Below are 24,672 nucleotides of genomic sequence, written 5' to 3' on the forward strand. Positions count from 1 at the left end.
AAATCCCTAGGAATTAACTTCCTAGGGATTTCTCTTTGTTCTAAATTAATTATTTGATACCAAGTACTGGTGCATAATTAACTGTCTGAACTGGAAGTGCTCCAGCCTTAACAGCTGATGTTGAACCAAGTACCATGTCGTATACAGAGTATACTGTTACACCGTTTGCGTATGCATCACCAAGTGTTGGTGTTACACGCCATGTAACTTCCTCTGGATGTGTTGCATAGTGAACATAGTATGCAACGATGTCATCGCCATAAGCTGCACGAAGATCAATATTTCTAGTAGCATATACATCAACATTGAACTTTGCATTTGGCTGACGCTCTTCCCAAAGACCACATGATACAAAATGAGTAAACAATGTAAGGTCGCAATCAGATGTGTAGTAATCGAATCCGTAGTAATCCATTACATCTGCATTTGCTTTTGCATAGAACTCTGCATCAAACACTGAATAAATGTACTGTACTTCTTCAGCTGTAAGCTCTCTTCTGTACTGGTCTGCACGGCTTGCTGCTGAAGCGTTTGTAGTAAATACTGATACTGCAAATACTGCTGCAAGTGCAAGAGAGAGAACCTTTGTAATCTTGAATCTCTTCATAATAGACACCTTCCTTTTATATTTAACCCCATTTCCCTATTTTATGGAATTATTCTAATTCGAGTCTACTCCATAAGCATGTTGAAATCAAGAATAATTTCTGAACAATTGATGAATAAAAAACTCCACTGCTATTATGGTTTGGGCAGTGGAGTATGTTTTTACTTATACTCGCTCTCAGTAATGAAAGTCTTTTTCACATCCGCAAATACGTTATCTAAGATTCGCTTTGTGTTCTGGCTACGCTCAGGGTTGTCCTGGTGGCCATCAAGTGAATTGTCCACGAAGTTGAGTTTGCCATTCTTGCGGCCATCGAAGCCTGCGAAGCTAAGCTCCTTGACGCCAAGCTTTACAAGAAGGTTGATGAGCATCAATGTGGAATCGTCATTGTATTCGTCGTTGAAATATACAAGCTCGTTGTAGGCGATTGCTGCATCGTAGCTTTCAATATCACGCATAAGGTTTGAAGTGATAACAAGCTTGCTATCGCCCTTTTTATCCTTGATGCTGTCGTAGCGCTTTGTGTTTGTAAGGAAGATGATATCGGCACCTGTCTCTGGTACAAAGTTTACTGCGATAGTGCATGTGTCTGCTGTCTTTGCTGCTGCAATCTTATCCGCAGATGTCTTGAGGCTCTCGCCTGGAGCCATAACAAGGATGTTTTTGTAGCCTGCAAGGATATCTGAAAGGTTCTTCAAATCTGCCTTGTCATCGTATTTAACATCCATGTACTCCATATAGAGCTTGTCGATGTATTCCTCGTTGAAGGTCTCTGCCTCGGAAGGATCCACCTGTGAAAGGATACGCTGGATGTCCTTTGTCTTGAGACGCTTTTTGTTGATCAAATGCTCTGCGTATGTACGGTGCAAGTAGTACTTTGCAGAAAGGGCGTATGGGATTGCATAGCCCCATGGCTCGCGGGCCTTGATTGGTGCGATGTAGTCGTCGATTGCATCGTAGATTGGCTCGAGGGCGTAGCTTGTGCCGTACTGCTCGTTCATGTAGTCTGCAATCTGCTCGATGCAAAGGTTGCCAGGCACACGGCCCATTCCAAGAAGTGAACCATCGATAACGATGTTTCGTGTTGGATTTGCAATCTGTGCTACATGCTGAGCAAGGTTGTATGCCAAGCCAAGATTCTCGTGCAAGTGAACGCCGATTGTGATATCTGGAAGAAGGTTGTTCTCTACCAAATAATATCTGTGTGAAAGGTCGTTAACACGCATTACACCGAATGTATCAACGATTGAGAAACCGTATGGGTGAAGCTCGTTAACCTTTTCAAGAACCTCGATATATTCCTTATCTGAATAAACGTTGTTGTTTACTGGGTTGATGAAGACCTTGTATCCCTTGTCCATAAGGATGCGGGCTGTCTTGAGACCCCAGTCGAGACGCCATCTCTTGAATGAAAGACGGATGTATTCGATAGTTCCGTCGCATGGCTCCAAGTGCTCCAAATCGATGAAATCTGCCATAAGTGAGAAGTGAGAATGACCTCTATCCTCTGGCAAAATTCTTTTAACGTCCTCGATTGTGTAGAAACGGGCTGTGTCCTTATCATTGACGCTGTCCCAAAGGAAACCAACCTCGATGATATCTACGCCTGCCTCTACCAATCCTTTGATTGTGTTTTTGATAACTGACTCTCCGAATTTACCCTGGACGATGTGACCACCGTCACGGAGAGTACAGTCTAAAAGTCTAATGTGCTGTTCCATAAAAAAACCTTACTTTCTTACTTTAACTTTCCCTTTGACTTGAGGAATGTGTATACTGCATCTGCCAACTCGAAATCGTCAGCATTATCAATATCTACGCACTCTGCTGCATCGCACTCAACGATGTATGGGTTGAGACCGCATCTTGCGTGAGTCTCTGCGAAGCACTCCTTTGTGAATACGTATGGAGATGGGTTCTCTGTGTAGAATGCTTCCATATCCTGTGTACGTGGTGGATTGCTCAAGTCGAAATTGAATGGTTTGCCATCCTTCCAGAAGAATGTCTGATGCTTCTGGCCTGCAAATGCAGATGATGCTTTGCCTGCCTGCACTGCCTCGATGCACTCTTTAATGTGCTCTGTAGTAGTGAAAGGTGCTGTGGCATGGCAGAGAATGTAAACATCAGCCTCTACCGTCTTTACGAATTCCTCGTAGATTGCACGGCCCTTGCAGAACTTGTCATCAAGGAATGTAGGGCGCTCGAGGAACTCTACTCCCTCTGGCAAATACTCTTTGATGGCTGGGTTACTGCAATAGCAGTAAACTTCATCGATGCAGTCACCCTTGAGGGCTGCAAGCTTTTCAGTTATGACACGCACAAGGGGTGTCCCGTCTGAAAAGCACTTAGTATTCTTGCCTGGTAATCTTTCGTTATTCATCTTAATAGGTACAAACGCTACTGTTTTCATTTTATATACCTCTCTATGTAGTTACTTATATTCGCAAATGCGTTAGGTTCAAACATACCATCTGGATCCACTTTACCGGCGCGGCCTGTTTTGATAAGGTCCACAACCTGCTCTGCTGTATCCACCAACGGCACGTTCTTTTCTTTTATAAAATACTCCATATTTACGGCGGTGTCACCATAGTTTAAGAGGATGGTGTCGCAGCCGAAGCCGATGCCCTCCCACACTGAAGCTGTGCGGGTGCTGACAACCACGCTTGATGCGGCAAGGTATTTGAAGATGTGATTTTCGTTGTTGTCGATCACATCCAGTTTGTCGTTTACAAGCCAAGGATAACGCTTTTTGTAGTAGCCAAACTCCAGTGGATGGAGCTTGTAGATGATGTGGTATTCATCCCCAATCATATCTGCTACTGCTGCTGCCACCTTGCTGATTTGCTCGCCCTCGGCAAGGGTGGAAATGAAGCAGATGGTTTTGTCATCCTTTGGATTTTCTGCCTGGTAGTGGGCTCTCTGCTTTTCGAAGAATGGGAAGCCGACTGTAATCATATTTACATTATCAGGCAGGTGCACTATTGGAAGCTGTGTCTCGCTATAGATGAGCTCGTCGTCCGGAAGCTCTGTGAGATGGTCTTCTGGATTGTACTGCATTGGTGTGTGAGTAGGGAATGCGAAGCCGTGGCTGTATTCCGCGGTGTGGATGCCCCTCTCGTGGCCAAGCATGCTCATAGCGTAGCTTTCCATTGCGTAGTAGCAGATTTCGATGATGAGCTTTGGATTAGCCTTGTCCAAAATCTTACCACAATATTTCTTTGTGATATCGATGTAGTACATTCTATCAACGATATCAGGAATAAGCTTTTCTCTTAAATCCGGGCCAAATTCTGTTTTGATTGCATCAAGGATTGGACCGATTTTTTCTGTAACGGCAGCTGTGCGCTGCTGGCGCTTCTTAGTATTGAATTTCTTTGAAAGCTTTACTGCAAGGTTGGTCTGAAATGCCACCCTATCAGTAAAATAGACATTGTCCATTCCGTTAGGTGTGCAATGTCCGTGGTTTTCTGGATGTTCAAGAATTACGCTGTTGTACTTCTTTGCTATCTCATCGCAATAGATGTCCTCGTAGATGCCAGTGTCGGCATTCTTGGTACGACGTCCATTTCCGATGAAAAGCACATCCACATTTTTATAAGTGAAAGGCTTTAGGGCATTGATGGCCATCCTGATGAGCTCAGACTTGGTGAACCCCTGGGCATCGCCCTCGGTACGGCCCACCGTCTCGGCCTTGATGGCATTGTGGATTTCGTATCGATACAAAGCCCACACATGCATGCCCTCAATCTCTATTTGGTTACATTTGTACTCTCGCTCGAAGGCGAGGAAGTTCTCAATCGTTGGTTCTTTCATCGTAAGTTCTCTCTGAAATGATATAACGTGGGCGAGCCTTTGTCTCCATGTAGGTCTTTCCAACGTACTCACCGATTACGCCAAGTGAGATGAGCTGGATGCCGCCAAGGAAGCAGACTGCCACCATGATACTAGACCATCCGGCGTTTGTATTGCCAAGGAAGTGCTGTACCACTGAATATATAAGCAAGATAAGGCTGATGAAAGCCACGAAAATACCGAAGCCTGTAATCATGCGAATAGGCTTAACACTAAGGGATGTGATGCCATCGAATGCAAGGGAAAGCATCTTTGAAAGTGGGTAGTGGCTCTCTCCGGCGATACGCTCGTTTCTTGCATAGTAAACGCTAGTGCTCTTGAAACCTACAAGTGGGAACATTCCGCGAAGGAAAAGGTTGACCTCCTTGAAGTTTGCAAATTCGTTAAGCACGCGGCTTGAAACTAATCTGTAATCAGCGTGGTTGAAAACAACCTCTGCACCCATGCTATTTAAAAGCTTATAGAAGCTCTCAGCTGTGAAGCGCTTAAAGAATGTATCTGTAGCACGGCTGTTGCGAACGCCATAGACGATTTCGCATCCGTCCAAATATGCATCTACCATTTCGTTCATAGCATTGATATCGTCCTGACCATCGCAGTCGATAGAGATAGTGATGTCACAAAGCTCCTTTGCCTCCATAAGGCCTGCAAGAACTGCGTTCTGGTGACCACGGTTGCGGCTCTGTGTGATGCCAACGAAGTGCTCGTCCTGCTTTGCAAGGTCCTTGATAATCTCCCATGTAGTATCCTTTGAACCATCGTTTACGAACATTACACGTGACTTATCATCGATTTTGTCTGCTGATACAAGTTCTTTGATTTTGTCGAGGAACATAGGTGCAGTAATTGGCAATACCTTTTCTTCGTTGTAGCATGGAATTACTATGTAAAGTACTGGTTTCATTCTAATCTCCTAGTCCGCTAGTTACATACACAAGCCTTAGTATTTCTCCGCTCAACTACATGTTTCGCTTGAGAAATCTAAGAGCTTGTTTATTACTAGCTCATCTAAAGTTTATAATTAATACATACTCATAATCTTGTCGATACGGCTTGAATCACCCCACACTGCCTTGGAGTCGTATGGGCGATCTGGGAATGTGCCGTAAGCTAAGCTGATAGAGAATCCATTGTCTTCGATGAATTTCTCTACGCGGTCTGCAAGCTTCATTGGCTTGCCTGTGCAGCACTCGATGATTCCCAGCACTTCATCCTGCATAGCAGCCTTTGCAACCTGCTCACAGAATAAATCGTAATCTGTGAAATCGTACTGATTCTGACCTGTTGTGAATGGAAATGTGGTGTCGCCTGCCTCTGCTGCAGCTGTGAGCTTAGAGAAAATGCTGCAGCCCTTGTGAGCGTTACCAACTATATAGTAACCCCTGAGCCACTGTAGCTTCACGCCTGTCTCCTTGCAGAGGAGCATGGTAGCCTGGCGAAGGGCATTCTTTGAAATACCGTAAAGTGACTGTGGTGCGCATGGTGTATCTGCCTTGATGCAGCCTTCCATGAAGCCGATTTCGTGCATGGTGCCCATGACACACATCTTTCTGATGCCGGCACGGCACATCTTTGAAATGAAATCATAGTGATGTGGCAAATCGTTCATATGATTTTCTGAAGCGTGGCGGAATCCGTCGCGCCAAGCCAAGTGAATCACAACATCTGGCTTCTCGAAATATCCATATGGGTCCTCAAGAGTGAAAAGATCCGCATCTATACGCTTCGCGCGTGGGTCCACATCATCTGTGTGAAAATCCGTTGCAACGACCTCAGCACCCAAGTCCAGCATAGTCTTCACAACTCCCTGACCTATATATCCATTTGCACCTGTTATTAAATATTTCATTTTTTATACCTCAAACAAATTATCAATCCATGAATGTATTGAATAGCGGCGACGTACCTGCTCATTTTCAACATATGGGCTATCAAGCCATTGCTCATCTGGCAATACGAAGGCTGAGTAATCACCTGATGCCTCGGCTTCGTCGCATTTTGCAGATAGGTTTTCGAGAACCACCGCATTATTTTCATTATAGAACTCATAGTCCCGTAAATAAATGTTGTTTGTTACCAACTTTCGCTTGATTCCAAGGGTTTCCATTGTACGCATTGTCAATCCCTGCTGCTTTTCATGGGCGAGGTCGATGACTGCCTTGGAATGCTTCACCATATCGCGGATGGTATCTGGGCTGAATGGTTCGAAGCTTACGATATCCATATCAAGGTTCTTTACAAGCTTAGGGTCCTTCAACTTTTTGCCGCGATATACGCTTGGATTCAAGTAGAGCTTAAGGCAAAGATTTTTGTCCTTGTTTGCTTCCTTGAATGCCTTGAAATATCTGTATCTGAATGGGAAGAAGGCTGAAACACTGACGTAATCGTACTTGTATTCCTGCACCTCATCCATGTTGTTTGCATCGAATTCATCTGAATAGAAAAGTGGAAGAAGCTTGTAATCCATATCGGAATTAGCTGCGTCCACGGAATCGAATGTGCCTCTCCAGTCGAAAAGACGGCCAAGCTCGCCTTTGTGGCGCATGTTTTCAAAGGAATCCCATGAATAATAGATGGATTTTCCGTTGGCCTTGAGGGCGTGGAGCTTTAGCTCGTGGATAGTCAATTCGTTTAAAACATTGCCGCGAATGACCAAGAGATAGTCATATCCGCCTGCCGGCATCTCTGCCAAAATCTGATTGGTAAGCTTTTTGTTGAACCTATCAAAAATGTTTGGCTTGTGGAAGATGCTCTCGATATTTTTCATAATCAAGAACTTTGTCTTTTCTGGCTCCTCATCGTAGAAATGAGGGTTGGCGCCGCGTGCCACCAAGTCCTTCTTTATCTCGTTCTGATAAGCGTAGAACTTTGGCATGATAATAAGAATGTTCTTGGATTTTAAATCTACTTTGTAATCAAACTCTGTGTTCATCATAATCTTGCAATAGTTTCCTCTGCTTCCTTACGGATGATTTCTGGATTGAAGACCTTGCGGAAACGATAGTATTCCACTGGTCTGCCGCCGTACTCGCGGAAGCTGTGATTTATCTGCTTTACAACGCTGCCTTCGAAGTCGAACTTGAGGCCAAGGTCGTGGGCCTTTTCGATTGACTTGTGGACAAGTGCGTCGTATGTCTGAAGTCTTGAGTGCTCAGGGATTGGGCCGCCTGCATCAAGATAGAGGCTTTCCTCGTCCCAAACTAAAAAGCTAAGTGAAAGAACTTCGTCGTTCTCACCGAGAGCTGCAAAAACTTCGCCTGCATTGTGGGCGTAGGCTGCTTCGTATATACGATGCCACTGCTCTCTTGAAAATGGAACTGGCAAATCCTGGCGAGCGAAAATCTTTTCATGCTCGGTGTAGAATGTATCAGCGTCAATCGTGCCGAAGTGGTGAACGTTTTTCTCGCCCTTGCGGATCATGTTTTTATACTTGCTGCTGATGTTTTTATCAACCTGCTCCATATCGGATGTATCCTCGATAACGTATGTGTAGCGAGGGATTACGCTATATCTGTGCCAGAAAAATGGAAGGAAGTTCTGGTACTTGTACTGGAACTGCTGCTCATAAATATCCAGGCCCATGCTTTCGATGAACTCGATGGCAGCGTCGCAGATTTCTTCCTCATAGCTAGCGCGCTTTGCAAGGGACTGTGGGTCCTTTGGATAGCTGACAATCAAGCCATTTGTCTGTGTGAGAGGTGGCTTGGTGATACGCTTTATTCCGTTTTTCTGTTCAAGATAATATGGCATAGCAGCCCAAATGCGGCCGCCCTTTTCATAGAGCCATACATCCCAATTTTCAGGACCAACTACTGCATCGAGCCACCATGGCTTTGAATAGATGCACACGTAATTGTCCTGGCAAAATTTTTCAAACTGTTCTTTATTACTCATTTTATCCTCTTTAGCTTTTAAGCTGTGTAGATTCTTCTTGCGATTACTTCGTAATCAAACTGAAGCTTTGCGAATGCAAATGACTTTGCCTTTGTCTGCTCCAAAAGCATTGGTGTTTCTGTGATGCTCTTGAATACGTTTACCATATCATCAACTGTCTCCACGAAGAAGTAGTTTTCGCCGTTGCAATCGCTGTATGTTGCATCCTTGTAGGTTTCGTGTGGATATGTCATGTTGGCGCAGCCGCAGCACATGGCAGTCTCGAATGTGGATGACTGGCCGCCTGGCTGGCAGTACAAATCAACGCCTGCAAGGAATTCCTCGATTTCTTTATTGACCTTCCAGCCCATGAAGCGGATGCGATTATCTGACTCCAAAAGTGGGCGAAGGGTGGATTCCATATCCTCTGGAATGGAACCGAACACAAACAGTGCAAGGCGTGGGTCGCTGACCTGTGTGAATGCCTGCAAAAGCTCGGCAGTGCGCTTGCCTGCTGAAAGCTTTCCTGAGTGAGCCATGATGATGGCGTCCTGTGGAAGGCTGTATTTATTGATGATGTTCTGGCGAGCTTCGCGCTGCTGCTCGGTAGAATAAATAATTCCGCCGATGGCCATGAACTCCATCTTGTTATCTGGAATACCGTAGATATCCTTGAGCCAGTCTCTCATCTGCACGCCCAAGTAGAGAATCTTATCAACCTGTGGCAACGCCTTATGAACGAAGTGGCCGTGGATGAATTTGTAAAATGCCTTGCTAAGTGGTGTCATAGCTGAGTTTGTGTAGTCCTCGTGGCTATCCATGAAGAAAAGGCACTCTGGATGGTGCTTGCAGTAATCTGCCACATCCATCATTTCGAATCCGCACACACCATGATAAAGGATGGTGTCTGGCTGGATTTCCTTGAGATATTTCTTGAGCTTGCGGCACTTTTGGATTTTTTCTGTCCAAAGGTCGCTATTGAAAACTCGGTCGTATTCTAATCTGATAAGACGGGCGCCGTTATCGAGGATTCTGTCCTCCTCTGGGCCCTTCACAAGCTTGCTGCCCTCGTAGTGATAGACGTCTGTGATGATTGTAACATCGTGGCCATCCTTACGATTCATAGCAATTAGCATGTTCTCCTGGTAAAGCATCCCTTCTGTAAAGTGGGATGGCATTCCTATGTGTAATACTTTCATATAAACTCCTATTAATGTGGCATTACCACGGCGCGTGGGCGTGGGGCTGATACCACGGAATAATCTGGAACACTTTTGGCGATGACTACATTTCCGCCGATGCAGCAATTGCGCCCGATTTTTACTCCTGGAAGGATGAGCACATTGTTGCCGATAAGTGTGTTTTCTCCGATTTCGATTGGCTTGGTAGATATTGGCTGATCCTGGATTGGAGCGTCCAAATCTGCGTAGCCATGAGCGCAGTCATTAATCATGACATTGCCACCGATTCCAACATTGTCGCCGATTGTGATTCCGCTTGCGCAGAAAATGTGAGCGTTCTGGCCGATGGTTACGCCGTTGCCGATTTTGATGAGTGGATTGAACTGCACTCCGTCCTTGTATTCCAAAGTCTCCATGCGAAGGCCTGGGAGGATGTAAACTTTCTCGCCAAGCTCTACGTTTTGCAAGTTGGTAAGTCTTAGCGGCTTGGACATGACGCAGCGCTTGCCTACTTTTTTAAACTTGTGAAAATATCTGATGTAATTAACTGCATCTCTTACATCTCGTAATCTATTCTTGAGAAATTCCATACCTAAACTATCTCCCGCTATTGTTACAGTCTCAAGCCTAAGATATTGCTTTCGTCGACTAACATGTCTCCTTAAGCAACACTTAGAGCTTGATACTTACAATAGCTACTTATAATTTTTATATATTTCAATGTAATTATTGTACATCACCGCATTGTCATAGTTAGCGACCGCGTATGCGCGGATTTCGTCAGCAGTGAGGCCACGGCTGAGCTGTGAGTCGATGGCTTTTTGCAATGCCTCCAATGTAGCGGCATATTTCACATCTGCGTCGCCAGCAATATCCACGTGGACGAAGGTGCCGTAAGGCTCTGGCGCGGTTTCTTTGGTGCCGCACTCATCCAATCCTACAACAGGTGTGCCGCAGCACAATGCCTCGATGCAGGTGGTTGGGAAGTTTTCAGCCTTCGAGCATATTATAAACAAATCTGCCTCAGAATACCAACGAGCCAGTTCGTCCTGATCCTTGGTGCGGGCGATAAGCTGCACATTTGCTGAGTGGCGCTTTGTTTCATCAGCCCCTACAAGCACGAAATGTGTGTCTGGCATGGTCTCTGCCAAATCAACTACCATCTGGCCGCCCTTGCGGACATCCATGATGTTTGGCGCTACTGCCAGGATGAGCCTAGCATCGGCTGGGATGCCGAACTGGTTGCGGATGGCGTCGTCCTTTGGACGTGGGTAGAAAATGCCATCGGTGTCGATTCCGTTATGTATAACCTGAATGTTGTTACCATACAGGTATGTTTCCTTTGTTTTGTCAGCCAGCCACTTGGAAGGTGTGACGATTGCCTTAAGATTCAGGCCCTCCATGGCTGCCTTTTTTTCTGCAAGAAGCTGAGCTGTTTTGTCGATTGCCAACGAGCTAACGTACTGGCGGAGATATGGGCAGTTGCCACATCCGCTTTTATAGCCCTGGCACTCGTATGCGAAACCGCATTTGCCTGTGTACATGTATTCGCAGTGGAATGTCCACACAACTGGAATCTGCTGCTCCTTGAGGAACTCCAGCAACTCTGCGATGTTTACAAAGTATGCGTGGAGCTCGTGTATGTGAATCAAATCCGGCTTAAAATCCTTGATGTACTGGATAAGATTTGCTGTGGACTTTGGTGAGTAGCAACCGTTTTTGCCAGTGATTCTAGCAAGCAGGGCATGCTTCTTTGTCTCCCAGTCCAGGCCGAATTTGTAAATGCCTGGTTCATCTATGACATCTCCACGGCCGTAGGCAATGCGAGCCTCGTGACCATCGGCGTTGAGGCGACGATAAAGGTCGTACACTATTTTGCCTGTGGAGCTGTATTTGCAGTTAACATCTAATAAAAGAATCTTCATGGTTTCGTCCTTGATTTACTCAGAGTAGATTCCTGCATCAGTCAATTCTTCCTCGGTAGGAGCTGTGATGAGGACTGCCTTGAGGCGGCCGTAGTATACGAACATGCTTCCGCCTGCTGCTGCGTGGGCATGGCCGTTTTCGATAACATCCTTCAGATCAGAGATGCCGCCGGCGCCGCCGCAAGCTGTAACAGGGATATCTACGGCGTTAACCACCTGATTTACAAGGTCGATATCGTAGCCTTCCATCATTCCATCGCGATCGATTGAGTTAAGGAAGATTTCTCCAACTCCAAGCTCCTCGGCATGCTTTGCAAGCTCTACCGGGCTCATATCGATGACCTTTGTGCCATCGCAGATGACGCACTTGTACTGGCCATTTACCACTTTTGCGTCGATGGAAGCAACCACCGACTGGGAACCTGCAAGTGCAACTGCATCCTTTACAAGCTGCTCATCCTCTACAAGGCTTGTGTTCAAAACAACCTTTTCATAGCCGATTGCAAGAAGCTTGCGAACCTGGTCCAAAGTCTTGATGCCGCCGCCATATGAAAGTGGCATGAATGCTTCAGATGCCATATCTGTGAGAAGCTCGAAGTCTGGCTCCAAGCCCTTTTTGCTGGCAGAAATATCAAGCACTGCCATCTCGTCGATGCCCTTACGGTTGAAGATTTTCAACGCGTTGACTGGGTCACCAAGGTATGTTGGCTTTTTGAAATTTATTGTCTTTATCAAATCCCTATCATCAATAAGAAGAACTGGGATGATTCTTGGTCTATTAAACATAATTTTTCCTTTAGGCTATTGCTAACACTTTTTAACAAAATTTTCTAATAGTCTCATGCCGAAGTCGTGGCTCTTTTCCGGATGGAACTGGACGCCGTACACATTGCCTTTGTTTACTGCGCAGGCGAATTCGTATCCGTAGTCGCATGTCATCATCACATCCTCAGCATTCTTGCAAACAGCGTGATATGTGTGAACGAAGTAATATCTCTGGCGACCTTCGATTCCATCTAAAAGTGGCACGTCCTTTTTGAACTCCACGATGTCCCATCCCATGTGAGGAACCTTGAGGTTCATTTCTGCTGGGATGTCGAAGCGCTTGCAGCTGAAATCGATGAGGCCAAGGCCAGGGAGCTGACCTTCCTCGGAACCATTTCCAAGGAGCTGCATACCAAGGCAGATACCAAGGATTGGCTTGCCGTTTCGTGCTTCTTCTTTAATTAAATCTACAAGGCCTGTTTCATTGAGCTTGCCCATGCCGGCATCGAATGCACCAACGCCTGGCAAGATGATTTTGTCTGCTGCCTTGATTTTCTCTGGGTCCGCAGTGATGACGCTTTTCTCGCCAATTACTTTGAGCATGTTGGCTATACTGCCTAAGTTGCCCAGGCCGTAGTTTATAATTGCTACCATAATATTTAAAACCTCATGTTTCTCTTCTCTATTCCCAACAATTGGCAGATACGTACGCCGAGACGAATCATCCACATAGAGTTTTTGTAGTCGTCTGGGGTGTGGGCTGGAGAGTTGATGATTTCATCGAATTCCTCAGTCGAAATGCCAAGCTTCTTTGCGATGTACTCCTTATCCTGCTCCATCTGGTCTGTGTCGTAAGGGTTAGTCTTAAGCTTTTCAAGAGCTTCCTCACGAGTCATTGTGCCAGCTAAAATCTGGGTTGAGAATACATTCTTTCTGGTGTCGAATCCAAATTTGTATGGAAGGTAATATCCCTCGAAGAATCTGGTAAATACGTTTTCATAGTGCTTGTTTTCGTATTTAGTCCAGCCGTATTTCTCGTGCAAGAATTCCTCTGCCTTTGCCTTGTCGTAAACTACGTAGTCAAGTGGATAGAAACGCTTCATTCCGTAGACATATTTGTAGAGCAAACGATACTTGAGAATACCACAGGTTGGGTATGTCTTCAGTGGACGCTTGCCGAATTTCTTGTGAATATCTTTGTACATGCGAAGGTCGTTCATGTAAATCCACTCTACTGGTGGACGAACGAACTCAGTACTGTTATTTGAGCCAGTGAGCACCCATTTGATGCCATGCTTTACAGCATAGTTGTAAAGGGATGCAAAGATTGCGTGATCCTGAGGTGCATCACAGCTACTGATTCCTGACTTAAACATAGAAAGCTGGAAGTCGCTCATCTCCTTCCAGTTAATAACATCTGTGTACATATCAAGGTCCATGCCCTTGACGATTTTTTCAATATTTTCAACGGCTACGTTCAGGTTCCAACCTGTATCTACAACGTAGATAAGTGGGCGAAGGTGCATAACTTCCTTTGCGATATATGCAAGGTATGAGCTATCTGCACCGCCGGACATACCAAGGATACAATCGTAATCCTTGCCCTCTCCGTCTTTACGAATCTGTGCTGCTACCTTTTCAAGCTCCTCCCTGTTCTCCTTATTTGGATTCCAGTATGGCTTGATGTTTTTCTCGAAGTTGCGACAGTGGTCGCAGACACCCTGCTCATCAAATTCAATCATTGAATCTGTGGTGTCCATCACACACTGAGTGCAGCGCTGATATTCTCTTTTAATCTTAGGAATATATATTGCCATAAATACCTCTAGTCCGCTGATTCTCTACTCTATGTACATCAGTTACGGTCTCAAGCCTGACATCTTACTCCGCTCAACAACACGTTTCGCTTGAGCAAGAGTCAGAGCTTTATACCTACTGATGTTCCTAATATACTGAATCAGCTCTTCTATAATATTTCACCATTTAATTACGGTTTATTTCATCCAATATTTCATCCGCGCTAACCACTTTGTCGAAGCCTTCTGTGCTTTCCTTCTTGAAGACAATGCGGATAGTCATGAGGATGAGTTTTAAATCAAGTAAAAAGCTATAGTTTTCAATGTACATCAAATCGAGCTTGATTTTGTCGTAAGCTGATGTGTTGTACTTGCCATAAATCTGAGCGTAACCTGTGAGGCCACCCTTTACCTTGTTTCTGAATTCAAATTCAGGGATGGCTGCTGTGTATTTCTCCACATGCTCGGTGCGCTCTGGGCGTGGGCCAACGATTGACATATCGCCCTTAATAATATTGAAAATCTGTGGAAGCTCGTCGATACGAGTTGCACGGATTACATGTCCTACCTTTGTGATGCGGTCGTCGTCATCAGTGGCTGGGCGCTGCTCTGCATCCTCAACCATACTTCTGAACTTCAAAATATCGAATACCTTGCCATCCTTTGTAACGCGGGCCTGCTTGTAGAAAACAGGGCCATGGTCCTCAAGCTTGATTGCAAGTGCAACAATAAGCATAAGTGGTGAAAGAACCACTGCGGCAATGACGCAAAGAATCACATCAAAGATTCTCTTAACGATTTCCTGCTCAGGTGTGAGGCCTGTTGTGTTGATCATCACAAGTGGAGTGTCAAACTGGTGAATGCCCTCACCACCAGAGATGATAACATCGGAAATCTTTGGAGTGATGTATGTCTCGATTTCGTGCATGTAGCAGTACTTCAACAAATCATTTCGCTGCTCAGCACTAACATCCGAAATTACGATACCATCATAATCAGCAAGCATCTGGCAAATCTTATCAATGCCCTCATCGATGCTGACGATGTTTTTGATGTTGTAGCTATCTGCTCTAGTGTCCATCTTGAGCTTCAGCCCAACAGACTCTTTATTTCCGTACACCATCAAAAGCTTGCTGGCCTTTGAGTGGCGCTCATATATTGCGAAGAAGATATATACGCTGATTCCAGAAAGAATGAAATCTCCAACGGTTAAAAGAAGCATTGGCTTCACTGGAATCATGATGTTTGCCATCAAGCAGAGCTGCAAGTATGTAACCGCATTTACGATAAAAATTGCAATCCACTGTGAGAACAGTACATCGGCAATTTTTAAAATGCCATACTTGAATCCCTCACACAGGTGAATGATCACCAGCATCAGTATGAAGTATATTCCCATGAGCACATACTTACCACGGCCCAGGAATGGGAAGAAATACTCCCTATCAAATATCATGTATTTCCAAACGAAATAGTATGCAACTGCCATGATGGCAAGCTCTATAACGCTCTCTATTTTTCTTATAGTATTCTTATTTTTCAAACCTTATTTCTCCTAGAAACAACATTCAGTAGTCTATATAAATTTATTACAAAATGCAATCCTTAACATTATACCATTATCTGGACTAAAATGCTCATTTTATTGTAATAGCATTAGCACACCTCTAGACAGTAAATATGCCTGTAATTTTGTTTCAACCTGCTAGACACATCATATCTGCCAAGTTATGTCAGTCAAGGGCAAGCCTCCGGAGCTTCGCTCCCTTGACTTCATAACTTTTGGCAGATACATGTTAGTCAAGCAGGTTTGAAACTGGGACTGTGGCAAAGCCACCAGTACCAGAGGAAGGGCCAGAGACACGCGGATTGGAGCTTTCTTTAATTCGGCGTGTCTGTTTTGTAGGCCTCAGACACGCGCTTTTGCTATAAATTCAATTCCGCGTGTCAATTTTAGGCTGCTTGAACACGCCGTTTTACAATTTCTCTCTTTTGGCGTGTTTTTTCTTCCTCTTCCAGCCACGCGGATTCAGCAATCTTCCTTTTCCGCGTGCTTTTCGCCTTTCCTTGAGACACGCAGATTTACACTTTTTCCATTTCCGCGTGTCGCTAGCCCCTTGCTCCGACACGCAGATTCTTCAATTCTTCAATTCTGCGTGTCGCCATTATCTCTCCCTGACACGAAGATTACGCTATACTCCGTTTCTTCGTGTCTCTAATTCGCCTTTTCGACACGTAAATTCTACGATTCACTAATTCTTCGTGTCGATAATCTCCTCTTCCGACACGAAGATTCCGGCATTTACTCAATCTTCGTGTCTTTTTTCTCTTTCATAGACACGAAGATTCCAGCTTCCTCAGAGTCTTCGTGTCTCTCACTTAAAAAATTGACACGAAAATCGCTGACTTCTCCGCATCTACGTGTCTAGCAGCTCCTTTTCAGACACGTAAATTCCTGTTTTCCCTGAATCTACGTGTCTATCGCCTCTATTTCAGACACGTAAATTCCAACATTTACACAATTTTCGTGTCTTTATGCTTTTTTGTAGACACGAAAACTCAGCCTACCGCCACTTCTTCGTGTCTGCGCCTCCCGCCTGGTACTGGTGGCTTTGCCACAGTCCCAGTTTCAAACCTGCTTGACCACCCCATATCGGCTGGAGGGCTAGGGTCAAGAGGCGCAGCGCCGCAGGCCTTGCTCTTGACGCTGGACCGAAGGCTGATATGCTGTGGCTAGCAGGTTGAAACAAACCTTTTAGGCTAGCCAGAAAACTAGAGAAAGCCTCAGCCCCTTCAATAAGTTATAACAGCAACACAGCGACTCCACTACAACAAAAAAGCGCCCCGAAGGGCGCCAGAATTCTATTCCTGTTCTTCCTTTTGATACTTTTCGCGGATGACGAACTGTGGTGAGTGGTTGCCGTTGATGAAAATACGGCCAACGTATTCGCCGACGATTCCAACCATAAGCATCTGAAGACCACCGAGGACAAGTGTGGCAGCCATCATTGTTGGCCAGCCAGGGACGTCGCCGTGGTGGATTGTCTTTATGATGATTACACCAGTGAGCAGGAAGCCCATGATGCAGGATACAAATCCAAGGCATGATGTAAGTCGAAGTGGCTTAACAGAGAAGGAAATGAACCCATCGAACCAAAGGTTTAAAAGCTTACTGAGTGTGTAAGTGCTTTTGCCCTCCTCGCGAGCCTTGTGCTCAACGTATACATTAGCTGTGTTGTCAGTGCAGCGAAGGATTAATCCCCAGATGTATGGGTATGCTCCTTTGTATTTAAGCATTTCGTCGCGGACGAATCTGTTGATTACAAAGTAGCTGTTGAGCTGTAGTGACTTTGGCTTTCCGATAAATGATGTAGCCATCATATCGTTGATGTCATGACCAAACTTCTTGAAGAGAGTATCCTTTTTAGTGCGATACTTTCCGAAGACAGCATCATAACCCTTTTCAATCTGCTCCAAAAGCTTGTGAGCTTCGTATGGAGGGTTCTGTCCATCATCATCAAGGACTATTATATATTCGCCAGTTGCCTGTGAGAGGCCGCACATTGTAGCGCCATCCTGGCCGAAGTTTTTGGATAGGTTGATGGCAACTACTTCTGAATTTTTATCAGCTAGCTCACGAAGCTTGGCATATGTGCCATCTCTTGAACCATCGTTTACTAATACTATTTCTTTGTCGTACTCATCGGAAGGAAACTCCTTGCAGATGTCGTCTACCACCGCTTCAATTGTATTCTCGCTATGGTAGCACGGAATTACGAAGGATATTTTCTTTTCAAATTTTTCCATATACACTCCAGTCTTATTTTAGCATTATTTGATATGTCTAAGTAAAACCCCTGCTATATAATCCATGTCCCCTGTGTCATATGTCTGAGTAATTGGTAGTGGTACCAAATACTTAGAAAGCTTCTTCTCAAAGCTGTTTGTATCTTTGGATTCTTCAATCCATCTCCACCAACGTGGAACGTATATCTTGTTTTCAACAAGCATCTCCCTAAGGCCTTCCTTCTCAAACAAGAATGGATAAACCATAGGTGCTCCATTCTCCAGAACTGGCTTTAGTTCGTTGAGCTCTCCCAATAACTCATGAAGCCTGTTGAAATTTGCAATTCGCTTTTCATTGACTGATGCCAAATCGATGCCACTCATCATTGCCTCTGTAAGCTTTGACATGTAGGCCATGCCTTCAACGTTGATGTGCTCTTCGTTGTCCTTTGACATGGCGTAGGCTGCATTTGGGCCAGCCTCGATTGCCTTTAATAAAAAGCCTGCTACATCAGCACTTTCTCCTGTTGGAATATCCAAGCGAGTGAGCTTGTCCCCCACCAGGTATGCTCCGTCTGCCACACCGAAGAACTTACGACAGCTGTATGCTGAGTAGGTGCCTCGCATTGGCTTGGTGAAAAAGCCCTGGGTATTATCGAAAAGCACGTGGCTGTGCTCTGCGATAATATCCTGCTGCATTACGTGAGTCATGATGCCAAAGTAATTCGTATATACGAAGAGAGCTCTGTCATCAAAACCACCCTCTGGCTCGATTGGCATCAGCTGTTCGTCGATGTTGTAGTATTTCACTTCCACGCCAACTTCCTGCAATCCTGCCTCCACTGTCTTGCAAGTGTAGTAAGGAATGTAGCAGGATTTGAAGCCGCCAGCTAATGCAGCGTAGGCAATAGCATTTCTTCCAGAGTTTAAAGCTACGTAGTCGAAACCTGGGAAGAAGTCTGTATTCAGTTTCTTTAATTCAAGTGGAAGACATCCTCCGAATTCTCGCAACTTTTTATCCTCCAATTATTTGTCGAATCTTCCTACGAAGTCCATTGTGCTACCATCCTTCATTGGGAATTCAACTGACTCTCCTGTTGCAGCTGATTTATAAATAGCAAGAACCATTTCAAGGGCACGGCGACCTGCCTCACCATTTACATATGGCTCTCTGTCGTTTTCGATAGCGTCGATAACATCGCGGTAGAGCTTTGTGTGACCAAATCCGTATACGTTTGGAGGAAGCTCTGAGCATTCCTTCTTAACCTGCTCTGGCTCATCGATGTAATCTGAGAAGTTCCACTCCTCAAGAAGGTTTACAGCATCGCCACCGGCCTTAACTGTACCCTTGTCACCGAAGATGTAAAGTGTCTCCTCAAGGTTCTTAGGGAATACGTCAGTTGTTCCTTCGATGATACCGTAGCTGCCGTTTGCAAACTGAACGAGGGCGATACCAAGATCCTCTGCCTGGATGTAGTCGTGCTTTAATCTGTCTGTCATGCCGACAACACGAACAACGTCGTCACCCATCATCCAACGGAGAAGGTCGATATCGTGGATACACTGGTTCATAAGTGCACCACCATCCTGCTCCCATGTGCCTCTCCATGAAGCACGGTCATAGTATTCGTGGTCACGAGCCCAACGGATGTGAGCTGTACCGTATAAAAGACGACCAAATCTGCCCTTTTCAAGAGCTTCTCTAATCATCTGGATTGACTTGTTGAATCTGTTCTGGTGACAAGCGCAAACCTTAACGCCCTTCTTGTGACCTGCCTCGATGATTCTATCTGCATCTGCAAGTGAAAGTGCGATTGGCTTTTCGATGATTACATTGCAACCAGCTTCGATGCAATCGAGGGCAATCTGTGCATGCTTGCCTGACTCTGTAGCGATGGCTACAAGCTCTGGCTTCATCTCCTCAAGCATCTTTTTGTAATCTGTGTATTGCTTAACATAATCAGCATCAAGATCAAATTTCTTGATTTTGTCCTCTGTGTTTTTAAGGTCAAGATCGCAAAGTGCAACTAAATCAAGGCCTGTCTTCTGTGATGCTACTACGTGGTTTGGTGAAATACGTCCGCATCCAATAATTGCATATCTCATTATTTATCCTCCTGTTTCAACAAACAATACGCCACTAAATAAGTGTAGTACGGTGTCATGTATTTATAGAACATGTCGATGCCCAAATCCATGAACACAAATGAAATCATAAATGAAAATATAATCAACTTTGCCATTTTGTTTTTGGTAAAGAAAGATTTGATGATTAAGTAAACCGGGAACCAGTAGTACATTACAAAACCGAAGATTCCGAATGAGAACAAAAGCTCCAAGTAATTCATGTGAGTGTGAATGTTGCGGTAGGCAATTTCCACACCGTCGTTTGGTCTGTACTCTTCAAGCTGTGAGTATGCCATCTGCTTGAATGCGTAGAAGCCGTGCCCGAAAATTGGATGCTCCCAGAAGTGTTCCTTCACCGCTGCGATAACGGCCATTCGCTGGCCTGTGCTAGTGTGCAAATCGTAGTCTGTAGAGCCTACGCCTGAAATCATCTCCACGATTCGCTCGCCGATGATGCTGTACAGAGCTGGGATAACCATAACTGCTACTGAGCCGCAAACGGCGATAATCACAAGGATGATGATGTTTCTTCGGATTGTCTTTTTGTCCTTGGCTGCTCCAAGCAACATCACTGCAAATACCAGGATGATTGGAAGCACAGATGATTTGGAACCGGATGCAAAAATCTGTCCGATTGCAAGAATGGCTGCCCAAAGGTAAGCCTTGAACTTGCGGTTTATGATGAGCTGATACATCAGTGGTATCAGCAGGATAAGCAAAAGATTTCCTGTATCAACACAGGTGCCTGCTGGTGTTGCGCCAACTCGGTAAGCGTTGCCCATGAAAAGCTGCTTCCAAACTGGATCGAAAAGCAAGCTTGTAACAAGTGTAAGCGGAATGACAATGCAGGCTGCGTTTGAAATCACATCCAGCATATCTTCCTGGTGATGAAAAAGAATCACCATAATAAGGATAGCTGGAACCACTGTGAGGATGTGGTACTGACGGCTGTACATGTCAGTGTAAACTCCCAATTTAAAATGTCCGTAAATGAACACTAAAATTGAAAATGCCAGTGCCCATGCCATGGCCGGATTGAGCAGCGCCTTTTTGGTGGTGGCTTTGTCCTTTACAAAAAGAGCAAGGCACCATGCCACTCCAAGGGCATTAGCCAAAACATTGGCAAGCACGTACTGCATTCCAAGGGCGATGCCAAGGTCGCATCTGGCGTACACGATGGCCGCCACAATTATTATGGATATAAGTCGTTTATGTTTGTAAATCTTATCCATCTAAATCTCCAATAGTTAATCAAAAACAAATGTGTTTGGTGCAGATTTGAACCAAACCAATCGCACGCCGGCTTCGCTTAAGTAAGCTGCCAAGGCGCCTGCTGTATAGTTAGGGCTGGTCATGATTGCATCGGTTGTATCGAAGATAGCAACCTCTGGGTCGACCAACTCATAAAAGCCTGTTTCGGTAGGCATGCTGTTGTTGCCGTGATGTCCGCACTGAAGGATATCTGCCTTCAATTCATCGCCGTAAGTCTCCACCAAATATTTGGCCATGTACTCACTGTGGCAATCTCCACAGATAAGTATACTGCGGTTTGGTGTAGCCATTTTAAACACTAATGAATCGTTATTTGGAATATCCTCGGCACAATCTACAACAACATCATCGAAAGCGTTGTAAAAAGTGATAGTCAAATCGTCGCTGAAGGTCAAAACATCGTCTCTTTGCACATAGTTGATGTTGTCCGCCTCGGCTGTGATTTCCTGGAACTTGTTGAAGGAATCAACATCGTCCCATTCCTGAGCCACGCTGTAGAACAAATCAGCATTGAGAGGTGTGATGTAAACCTGGTCGATGGTGATGCCCTGTGGGTCCTCATAAATTGCGTTGAAGGCATCGATGTGGTCCATGTGATAATGAGTAATTATCCAGGCATCAACCTCTCCGCCCAAAGCTTTGATGTTCTGGCGAAGTGTGTCGTCATTTTCACCATGACCTCCGTCGATGACGATTAGTGTGCCATCGTTTTTGTTGTACATGGTGTAGCACATGCACTGCAAATCTGAGCCATCATCATATTCTGTCAAAACCCAATCGCCGTAGTTTGGAGTGAGTACTGCGTAGTAAGTGGTGCGGCCGTAGAGCTTGAAGCCGTAATTGAGATATGTGCTTAAAATATCATCAACTGCGGAAACAACCACATAATCAACATTGTTATCAGCACAATAATCTGCAACGATTTCTGGATCAGGTGTTGGGTTTGTAAGCTCGTAAGCCTCATCCGGAATATCGCGGCCGTATGGCATTGAAAATCTGCTGTCGATTTGGCGCAGGTAAATTGCAACATCCTGAGGTGCCATGATGCGGATGGTGTCACCTTCGTAGTCTGCGAAAATATCGCTGATGGTGATTACATCCTGTGGAACCTTGTTGCGGTTTTCAGCCTTTGTGAACCAATCCTGGGTGTAAAGGCAACTACCGCAAATGCAAACAACTGCAAGGCTTGCAAGAAGTGCAAAAAACTTTTTCTTGCCCTCAAATCTCATAACGAAAAGCGTGAGGCCGTAAGCCACAATAATCAGCACCGGAAGGGCGCTGTAAAGTCGCAGATAATACTGCTCAAATGTGCCGTCGTTTAGAATCCATTTACCGATGATAAGGGTAAGTGGATTGTATATGAAAACTAGCACCAGACCTGTGTACCACAGGAAGGTGTACCGTTTTATTTTTTCTTTTTCAAAGTGCATTATCAGCCCCAGAGCAACCACAAAAAGCAGCGCATATGCAAGCTTGCCCCAGAAGGTGGCTGAAATGCCGGTTATGATATTAATCCATTCCATATATTTATAAAGAATTTAGGCTCCCATTGTCTCTTGAGTAATAGTGCAACGCAGATGTAGACAATCGACTGAACGAATGGTCCGAAAAGACCTGCCAGCAGATATCGCACTCCGTATATTTTACGATGATAAATCGACATGGAAATGAAGATTCCAAGGACTGTCATCACCATTACAAATACTGTGGAAACTGTAAGTGAGCATGCGCCAAGGGATGTAAATGCGATGGCGAAAGCTACTTTATTGTCTAGCTCGCTAGCAAAAACTCGCGAGAGGAAACAAATCAAAAATGGGACAACCAGGGCAGTAAGGACTGCCTTGCCCTGCCACAATGTACATAGCAGGCGGAAGGTTGGGGAATAGTGTGAAAACATTCCCATGATGTATGCCGTTGCCAGGATAACCATGAAAATCATTCTATCTTCTAGCTTGGCAAACAAAAACTTGGCCATGTAAAAATAGATGCCGTATGCCACCAAAAGCAGGATGACTGGTAAAATTGTATGGCAAACTGTTGTGACATCAAATGACGAAACAACAGATAGGTACGAAATGTATGTGGTCCATGACTGAGCTGCTCGCTTTGGTGATGTGTAAGGTGCCTCGCCAGTGATGAAGTTTACATTTGTGATCATATCGCTATCGATATCATCAACGGATGTAACCACGTAATCGTAATCATCGTAAGACCATTCGTTGACTTCGTATCGGTATGCTGCATAAAGCTGAAGCACCACAAGGATTGTAAAGATTATCGCATATACGGTAGTCAGCTTGTGGTATTTCACTTCGTGAAGCATAGTGTTGATGCGAATTCTGTAGGCATGGATATCTTTTTTGAATGTCTTGAAATCCAGGACAAACCACAAGATTACCAAGGCTGCCATAATCACTGAGTAAGTGATAGTCAATCTGTGGAAACCGCCTACAACCAGCTGGGTGGTCATGGTTTTGTTTTGGTACCAGAGGAAGCCAAAATTCAGCAAAAAGAAAATGGCCTGGGCTCCGAAGAAACCAGTGACATATCGAACTGTAGGTGATTTTAAAATATGGTTTTGCGATCTGTATGTAATTAGTCTGCCCACTGCTACAGGCACGAGCGTGAAATGTAGCAGGAAGGCTAAAGCTCTAATTAAAATCATTATTTATTCTCATCTAATCTTTTTTGTAAAAGGCATTTTGCAAATTCAAAGTCGATTGGATAATCGATGTCGATTGAATCCTCGCGCTTCATGATGTATGCAACTGTGTTGTCGCAGTAGTATGTGCGCTTTTCCTTAAGGAGCTTGTAATCCAAAATGTAGATGGCTCCGTTTGGCACGATGTATGTCTCGTTGTTCTGGCGGTTTGTCATAGTGATGCCCTGGCCAAAACCTGCGTTTTCAACACGGCCCTGCTCGTTGAGCTTGTGATACCAGCTTGCTGGAACCTCTGCCTCTGCAAAGGAAATAAGTGTAGTGGCACCATCATTTTTGAACTGCTCCAATGCTTCATCGATGTGCTGCTCTGTACGAAGAGGCACTGTTGGAAGAAGCACCATGAACTTTTCAATCTGCTCGCCTGTTTCATTCATGACAAACTCTGTTGCATGAAGATAAACATCGATGGCAGATGCTGTATCGCTTGAGAGCTCTGCTGGACGCATGAATGGAACCTCGGCTCCGTACTCACGTGCAACTGCAGCGATTGCTTCATCATCTGTGGTAACGATGACGCGATCTACGCCTTTAGCTTTCTTGGCTGCTTCTATCGTATATGCGATAAGAGGCTTGCCACAAATCTCTTTAATGTTTTTTCCTGGGACTCCCTTAGAACCCCCACGTGCTGGAATAAATGCAATCATCACTTCACTCTTTCTATAACCTACGCTAGTTACACTCTCAAGCCTGAGATATTGCTTCATTCGACAACACGTCTCATTCAGCAACACTCAGAGCTTGATAGTTACTAGCTTACTCTTTC

General features: G+C 44.9%; 22 protein-coding genes. All 22 read right to left on the bottom strand.

The genetic code is table 11. From position 1 onward, the window contains the following. Positions 1-49: 49 nt before the first annotated feature. The gene (locus tag E7274_RS02750; RefSeq protein ID WP_304173537.1) at positions 50-607 is read right to left on the bottom strand and encodes a hypothetical protein; all 558 of its coding nucleotides are present in this window, start codon (positions 605-607) and stop codon (positions 50-52) included. A 161-nt stretch (positions 608-768) separates the two neighbouring features. After that, positions 769-2,328: an aldolase catalytic domain-containing protein gene (locus tag E7274_RS02755; protein ID WP_304173539.1), complete on the bottom strand. Its 1,560-nt coding sequence runs from the start codon at positions 2,326-2,328 to the stop codon at positions 769-771. Between the two features lie 17 nt (positions 2,329-2,345). After that, complete coding sequence (locus tag E7274_RS02760; protein ID WP_033152072.1) at positions 2,346-3,017, bottom strand: acylneuraminate cytidylyltransferase family protein; 672 nt, start codon at positions 3,015-3,017, stop codon at positions 2,346-2,348. Continuing rightward, positions 3,014-4,423, bottom strand: coding sequence for a hypothetical protein (locus E7274_RS02765; protein ID WP_304173541.1), 1,410 nt, complete (start codon positions 4,421-4,423; stop codon positions 3,014-3,016). The genes E7274_RS02760 and E7274_RS02765 overlap by 4 nt, the downstream gene beginning before the upstream one ends. Next, positions 4,404-5,366 carry a glycosyltransferase family 2 protein gene (locus E7274_RS02770; protein WP_304173543.1) on the bottom strand — a complete coding sequence of 321 codons (963 nt, stop codon included), beginning with the start codon at positions 5,364-5,366 and terminating at the stop codon, positions 4,404-4,406. The genes E7274_RS02765 and E7274_RS02770 overlap by 20 nt, the downstream gene beginning before the upstream one ends. Positions 5,367-5,483: 117 nt before the next feature. After that, complete coding sequence (locus tag E7274_RS02775; protein WP_304173544.1) at positions 5,484-6,311, bottom strand: NAD-dependent epimerase/dehydratase family protein; 828 nt, start codon at positions 6,309-6,311, stop codon at positions 5,484-5,486. A 3-nt stretch (positions 6,312-6,314) separates the two neighbouring features. Further along, a complete protein-coding gene (locus E7274_RS02780) occupies positions 6,315-7,397 on the bottom strand; it encodes a hypothetical protein (RefSeq protein ID WP_304173546.1) in 1,083 nt (360 codons plus the stop codon). Beyond that, positions 7,394-8,356 carry a GNAT family N-acetyltransferase gene (locus tag E7274_RS02785; protein WP_033152086.1) on the bottom strand — a complete coding sequence of 321 codons (963 nt, stop codon included), beginning with the start codon at positions 8,354-8,356 and terminating at the stop codon, positions 7,394-7,396. The genes E7274_RS02780 and E7274_RS02785 overlap by 4 nt, the downstream gene beginning before the upstream one ends. Before the next feature lie 17 nt (positions 8,357-8,373). Continuing rightward, positions 8,374-9,534, bottom strand: a complete 1,161-nt coding sequence (locus E7274_RS02790) for a glycosyltransferase (RefSeq protein ID WP_304173548.1) — start codon at positions 9,532-9,534, stop codon at positions 8,374-8,376. 11 nt (positions 9,535-9,545) lie between these two features. Next, positions 9,546-10,106: an acyltransferase gene (locus E7274_RS02795; protein WP_304173550.1), complete on the bottom strand. Its 561-nt coding sequence runs from the start codon at positions 10,104-10,106 to the stop codon at positions 9,546-9,548. 105 nt (positions 10,107-10,211) lie between these two features. Continuing rightward, a complete protein-coding gene (locus E7274_RS02800) occupies positions 10,212-11,441 on the bottom strand; it encodes a glycosyltransferase (protein WP_304173551.1) in 1,230 nt (409 codons plus the stop codon). Positions 11,442-11,456: 15 nt separating this feature from the next. Next, positions 11,457-12,227, bottom strand: a complete 771-nt coding sequence (locus tag E7274_RS02805; RefSeq protein ID WP_044935133.1) for an AglZ/HisF2 family acetamidino modification protein — start codon at positions 12,225-12,227, stop codon at positions 11,457-11,459. 21 nt (positions 12,228-12,248) lie between these two features. Further along, positions 12,249-12,860 (bottom strand): imidazole glycerol phosphate synthase subunit HisH, encoded by a 612-nt coding sequence (hisH, locus tag E7274_RS02810; RefSeq protein ID WP_304173553.1) that lies wholly within the window; start codon positions 12,858-12,860, stop codon positions 12,249-12,251. A 5-nt stretch (positions 12,861-12,865) separates the two neighbouring features. Next, entirely contained in the window at positions 12,866-14,023 is a 1,158-nt protein-coding gene (locus tag E7274_RS02815) for an N-acetyl sugar amidotransferase (RefSeq protein ID WP_033152122.1), read from the bottom strand. 166 nt (positions 14,024-14,189) lie between these two features. Next, complete coding sequence (locus E7274_RS02820) at positions 14,190-15,545, bottom strand: sugar transferase (protein WP_304173555.1); 1,356 nt, start codon at positions 15,543-15,545, stop codon at positions 14,190-14,192. A 1,319-nt stretch (positions 15,546-16,864) separates the two neighbouring features. Then, the gene (locus tag E7274_RS02825) at positions 16,865-17,809 is read right to left on the bottom strand and encodes a glycosyltransferase family 2 protein (protein ID WP_304173557.1); all 945 of its coding nucleotides are present in this window, start codon (positions 17,807-17,809) and stop codon (positions 16,865-16,867) included. Positions 17,810-17,833: 24 nt separating this feature from the next. Beyond that, the gene (locus E7274_RS02830) at positions 17,834-18,799 is read right to left on the bottom strand and encodes a hypothetical protein (RefSeq protein WP_304173559.1); all 966 of its coding nucleotides are present in this window, start codon (positions 18,797-18,799) and stop codon (positions 17,834-17,836) included. Positions 18,800-18,814: 15 nt separating this feature from the next. Then, positions 18,815-19,894, bottom strand: a complete 1,080-nt coding sequence (locus tag E7274_RS02835) for a Gfo/Idh/MocA family protein (RefSeq protein ID WP_304173561.1) — start codon at positions 19,892-19,894, stop codon at positions 18,815-18,817. Then, positions 19,894-21,147: an O-antigen ligase family protein gene (locus E7274_RS02840; protein ID WP_304173563.1), complete on the bottom strand. Its 1,254-nt coding sequence runs from the start codon at positions 21,145-21,147 to the stop codon at positions 19,894-19,896. Before E7274_RS02840 ends, E7274_RS02835 begins: the two co-directional genes overlap by 1 nt. Positions 21,148-21,162: 15 nt before the next feature. After that, positions 21,163-22,710, bottom strand: coding sequence for a ComEC/Rec2 family competence protein (locus E7274_RS02845; RefSeq protein WP_304173565.1), 1,548 nt, complete (start codon positions 22,708-22,710; stop codon positions 21,163-21,165). Further along, positions 22,689-23,852 carry a DUF6077 domain-containing protein gene (locus E7274_RS02850; protein ID WP_304173567.1) on the bottom strand — a complete coding sequence of 388 codons (1,164 nt, stop codon included), beginning with the start codon at positions 23,850-23,852 and terminating at the stop codon, positions 22,689-22,691. The genes E7274_RS02845 and E7274_RS02850 overlap by 22 nt, the downstream gene beginning before the upstream one ends. Further along, a complete protein-coding gene (locus tag E7274_RS02855) occupies positions 23,852-24,613 on the bottom strand; it encodes an acylneuraminate cytidylyltransferase family protein (RefSeq protein ID WP_304173568.1) in 762 nt (253 codons plus the stop codon). The genes E7274_RS02850 and E7274_RS02855 overlap by 1 nt, the downstream gene beginning before the upstream one ends. Between the last annotated feature and the right edge of the window lie 59 nt (positions 24,614-24,672).

This window comes from Pseudobutyrivibrio ruminis (assembly GCF_015057245.1).
In the GTDB taxonomy this organism is placed as follows: Bacteria; Bacillota; Clostridia; order Lachnospirales; family Lachnospiraceae; genus Pseudobutyrivibrio; species Pseudobutyrivibrio ruminis_E.